3 protein-coding genes and 1 pseudogene are annotated in these 5,029 nt (G+C 57.2%); all 4 read left to right on the top strand.

Translation table 11 applies throughout. The features are described from left to right. Positions 1–234: 234 nt before the first annotated feature. Complete coding sequence (locus CK222_RS31220; protein ID WP_095802983.1) at positions 235–1,272, top strand: ABC transporter permease; 1,038 nt, start codon at positions 235–237, stop codon at positions 1,270–1,272. A gap of 9 nt (positions 1,273–1,281) precedes the next feature. Beyond that, on the top strand, positions 1,282–2,481 hold the full coding sequence (locus CK222_RS31215) for an ABC transporter permease (protein WP_095802982.1): 1,200 nt from the start codon (positions 1,282–1,284) through the stop codon (positions 2,479–2,481). Positions 2,482–2,491: 10 nt separating this feature from the next. Further along, positions 2,492–4,606 carry an ABC transporter ATP-binding protein gene (locus CK222_RS31210; protein ID WP_095802981.1) on the top strand — a complete coding sequence of 705 codons (2,115 nt, stop codon included), beginning with the start codon at positions 2,492–2,494 and terminating at the stop codon, positions 4,604–4,606. A gap of 102 nt (positions 4,607–4,708) precedes the next feature. Next, positions 4,709–4,870: pseudogene (locus CK222_RS31205) on the top strand (transposase); the annotation flags it as partial. Positions 4,871–5,029: the final 159 nt, after the last annotated feature.

Genomic DNA, 5,029 nt, shown 5'->3' with positions numbered 1-5,029 from the left:
GAATGGGTGGAGGGCACAAGACCGCGGAGCTTTGACATGAAGCAGGTCTATATCAAACGAGATCTTTTCCGTCTACGCCGTTGCTGCTGTATCGCCTATTGAAAAAAGAAGCTGATGCTATGTCGCGGCCGTAAGCTAAGGTACCCTTCGCCAGCTGTTCCAATCAGCTCACGATCCGGGCCGGTTCAGGTCGAGGTTGATCGGGTCCACGCCATCAGTATTGATGAGGATATGATGCATAGCTTTATCTTGCGGCGTCTCGGCGTGATGGCGCTGACCATGTTCAGTTTAACGCTAATAGTCTTTTATATGGTCAACTTAGAACCGAACCTTAAGAAGCTCGCGCTAAACCAGACCAATAATCGAGCAAGCGCTGTGGACGTAGAAAACTGGCTCCAAGCAAATGGCTATCGCGAGCCCTTCTTCAAGCGCTACGCCGAATGGGTTGGCGTCTGGCCCAAGGATCCTAGCCTCGACCCAAACACTGGCAAGCCAACGTTCAAATTCGGCTTTTGCAGCGAACCCGAAACGCGCCAGTTTTCCGGCGTCCTGCAAGGCGACTTCGGCTGTTCGACAAAATTCAGGACCGCCGTTTCCGCAAAAATTGTACCGGCGTTGGTTGCCACAAGTAAGCTGATGTTCTGGGCCCTGGCGGCGATCGTGCCAATTTCGTTGCTGATGGGCATCCTTGCCGGCATGCGCGAGGGGACGCCAACGGACAGGACACTATCCGTCCTCTCGATTGTAACGACAGCCACGCCTGAATACGTCTCAGGCGTCATCTTCACGGTGATCTTCGCTTCCTGGCTCGGGTGGTTGAACGGCTCGGCCGCTTCGGCGACCGGACAAGGCCTTACCTTCTACAATTTCGCGTTGCCAGTGATGACGATGGCCATCGCCGACATAGGCTATATAGCCCGCATGACACGAGCGTCGATGGTCGAAGTGATGACGCAGCAATACATCCGCACTGCCCGACTAAAAGGCCTTTCATTTCCTAGAGTGGTCGTCAAACACGCATTGCGCAATGCGCTGATCACTCCTTTTACGATAATCATGCTTCAGTTCCCCTGGCTGCTCACCGGCGTGGTGGTGGTGGAGACGATGTTTCGCTACCAAGGCTTCGGCTTCATATTGAACGACGCGGCGGCCAACAATGACATCGACCTTCTGCTAGGCTGCTCGCTGGTGTCGGTGATCGTCGTGCTGCTGACTCAGCTGATCTCCGATGTGGGCTACGTTTATCTCAACCCGCGCATTCGGGTGCAGTAGGAGGTGTCTATGCAGCTTGAGATCATTGGATGGTTCAGTGTGGCTCTGGCCGTTCTGGGACGGTTCTGGTCGGTCTGGATCGCTATGGCTGTCTGTCTTACGTTCAGCATCGGCCTCCGTAAACAGCTTGGGCTCTATGGCGACCTTTTCAGAACGGGCGTCGGCCTCTCTGGCGTTGTCATCTGCCTCTTCTGGCTATTTACAGCCCTCTTCGCTTCCATGATCGCGCCCTTTGATCCCATCAGCCAGGTCGCGGTCATGAAGGATGCTCTGCCGGGAACCATGGTCCCTGGCAGCAGCGGAGTCTACTATTTTGGCGGCGACTCGCTTGCGCGGGATGTGTTCAGTCGCATGATTTACGGCAGCCGAATTGTGATGTCGATCGCCCCCCCAGCCACGGCTTTTGCGCTAATTGCTGGGATAGGCCTCGGCTTGCCCGCGGGATACTACGGCGGCCGCGTCGATTCTGTTTTATCTTTCCTAGTCAATCTCCTGCTGGCATTCCCCGTTATATTGCTGTTTTACTTGCTGGTCACGCCAGATGTTCGCGAGTTGTCGTTCGACAATTGGTTCAGCGAGGCGACAGGCATTGGAGTGTCGATTGCGAGATCGTTCGCGGCGGTGATCTTCTTGATCCCGATCATATTCTTTTTGACCCTGTTCCATACTCGCTTCAGGGGCCGTCCGGATCGGTATTACCTGTTTATTGGGCTTACCATTGTGATCGGCGCCTGGATCTATGCCGGCGTGATATTTGACGCCGACCCTTTAGGCACTATTCACGTTAGGGCGGACTACCTCAACATTTTTATCGGCGTGGTGCTAGGATCATCCCCCAGCGTGTTTCGCATCGTGCGCGGCCTGGTCATGGACATCAAAACCCGCGATTACATCGCTGCCGCCCAGACGCGCGGCGAGAGCGCCTGGTACATCATGATTTGGGAAATCCTGCCAAATGCTCGAGGACCGCTGATCGTAGATGCCTGCTTGCGAGTTGGCTACACCACGATCCTGCTCGGAACACTGGGCTATTTCGGATTAGGAGTCCCGCCCGATAGCCCTGATTGGGGCACCGCCATCAAGGATGCAAGCCGGCTCCTACGCGCTTTTATCCATCCGGCACTGCCTCCGGCTATCGCGCTCATGTCCTTTGTGCTCGGGCTGAACCTTCTAGCCGACGCACTTCGCGAAGAATCGCTTAAAGATTGAGAGCCCGCCCATGAACGAAGCTGTCAAATTGACGAGGGTCGCAAGCGCCCAGCCGATCATCGAGATCGAAAACCTGTCGATTTCTTTCCTGACCAAGAGCGGCGACATCCCCGCCGTGATGGACTTTTCTTGCACCGTGATGCCTGGGGAGTCGATGGGGATCGTCGGGGAATCAGGCTGCGGCAAGTCTACTGTTTCACTTGGCATCATGCGCGACCTTCCCGGTCTCGGAAAGATCGTCGGGGGCCATATCAAATTCCAAGGCCGGGACATGGGGGAGATGTCCGTGGAGGAGCTCCGTGCGCTCCGCGGCCACAAGATAGCCATGGTATATCAGGAGCCCATGGCGAGTCTTAACCCAGCCATGAGGGTCGGCGAGCAACTGATGGAAGTGCCGGTCCTTCATGAGAAAGCATCGAACCAGGAGGCATATCGCCGCTCGCTTGAGATGCTCAAGGCGGTCCGCCTCCCCGATCCGGAGCGCATCATGCGCTCCTACCCCCACCAGCTTTCCGGCGGTCAGCAGCAGCGCATAGTCATAGCCATGGCGTTGCTCTCCAAACCGGCGCTCCTCCTCCTGGACGAGCCCACAACAGCCCTCGACGTAACAGTCGAGGCAGGCATTATTGATCTGGTGAAGGATCTCGGGAAGCGCTTCGGCACCTCAATGATCTTCGTGTCACACAATCTGGGCCTGATCCTGGAGACCTGCGATCGCATCACTGTGATGTATTGCGGAGAGGCTGTTGAGACAGGTACGGTTTCCGATGTGTTCGACCGGATGCGCCACCCTTACACGCAAGGCCTCTTTCGATCGATACCCTTGCCAGGGGCGGACAAAAATTCGCGGCCGATAGTAGCCATCCCTGGCCAGCTTCCTCTTCCGCATGAGCGGCCGCGCGGCTGCAATTTTGGTCCGCGGTGCCAACATTTCGTGCGAGGCCGTTGCGACGCCGGCGAAATCCCCATGATCCCGGTTGCGGGGCACGAGGGCCACTACAGCCGCTGCGTGAGATTCAATGAAATTGATTGGGCTGCGCTTCCTGAGGGTTCTGAAAGGACCCGCGAGCCGGTGAGGCCAGGCGCGCCAGTGCTCAATGTTAGTAGCATGAAGAAATACTATCACGTCGCTGCGAACTCGATCTTCGGCAGCGGGCAAAAGCGCGCCGTCAAGGCCATTGAGAACGTCACCTTCGAGGCGAGCCAATCCGAGACTGTGGCTGTCGTCGGAGAGTCTGGCTGCGGCAAGTCCACGCTGGCGAAAGTGCTGCTCGGTCTCGAAACTTCAAGCTCCGGCACCGTGAATTTTTGCGGAAAGCAAATCCAGTCGACGGGCATTGAGGCGCGTGACGTGCAAACGGTTTCTTCCATCCAAATGGTGTTTCAGAACCCGTTTGACACCCTCAACCCAAGCCACACGGTTGGCTCGCAAATCATCCGCACGCTGGAGAAGTTCAAGGTGGGGAACACCCGCGCAGAGCGGCGGCAAAAAATGCTGGAGTTGCTGGATCTGGTCAAGCTCCCGCGAGCTTTCGAAAAACGCAAGCCTCGCCAGCTCTCTGGCGGACAAAAACAGCGCATCGGCATAGCTCGAGCCTTCGCTGGCGGCGCCAAACTGGTCGTGGCCGATGAGCCAGTTTCCGCTCTCGACGTCTCGGTGCAGGCGGCGGTGACTGAACTGTTGATGGATATCCAGCACAAGAACAAGACGACGATGTTGTTCATCAGCCACGACCTCTCCGTGGTGCGCTACATAGCTGACCGGGTGGTGGTCATGTATCTTGGCCACATTGTTGAACAGGGCACGACAGACCAGATCTTTTCGCCTCCTTACCACCCGTATACGGAAGCGCTCTTGTCCGCGATCCCGATTGCCGACACCAGCGCGGTCAAAAAGCGCATCGTGCTCGAAGGTGAGATGCCTTCAGCGATGAATCCGCCGCCCGGCTGTCCGTTCCAGACGCGCTGTCGATGGAAGAAGTTTGTTCCCGAGAACCGCTGCGAAAGAGAGCTACCGCCCCTAAAGGATCTCGGAAACAACCATCGCAGCCTTTGCTGGCTCGACGACGAACAACTCGCGAGACAGGAGCCAGTGGTCAGCCTGACGGCACACCGGGTAGATTAGGGATGTCTTGGTAGTCGATACGAGGATACGGGAGCCGGAAGTGTGCAGTACTTCGCTCCAGCGCTTCCCGAGAGTTCTGCAAATTCGCTGAGAGAGGGCGGTGAAGTGCTCGAGGCCGAGATGGACGAGGCGCTGGGTGCTTCGAAAAACGAGCGCACGCCGGAGCGTCTCGGCTATCGCTCTGGCTATTACGGCCATACCCTTGTCACGCGCATCGCCAAGCCTGAGCAGCGGGTCCCGCTGGGCAGGGGCGGCCATTGGTCATGAGCCAGACGGTGCAGATCGCGGTCGGCATCGACTGGGATTGGCGGCGCCAACTCTGATCGTGGAGATGGCCAATCGCGAAGAGCTATGGCTGAAACTGGGTGATGACGGTTTGAGGAGAGCGGCGTATCGAGGCGGGTGATGAAGCCTGCCAGAACC

Origin of the sequence: Mesorhizobium sp. WSM3866 (genome assembly GCF_002294795.1) — a bacterium.
In the GTDB taxonomy this organism is placed as follows: Bacteria; Pseudomonadota; Alphaproteobacteria; order Rhizobiales; family Rhizobiaceae; genus Mesorhizobium.
Note: the sequence above shows the minus strand (reverse complement) of the source record. Positions and strands in the feature narration are given on the sequence as shown.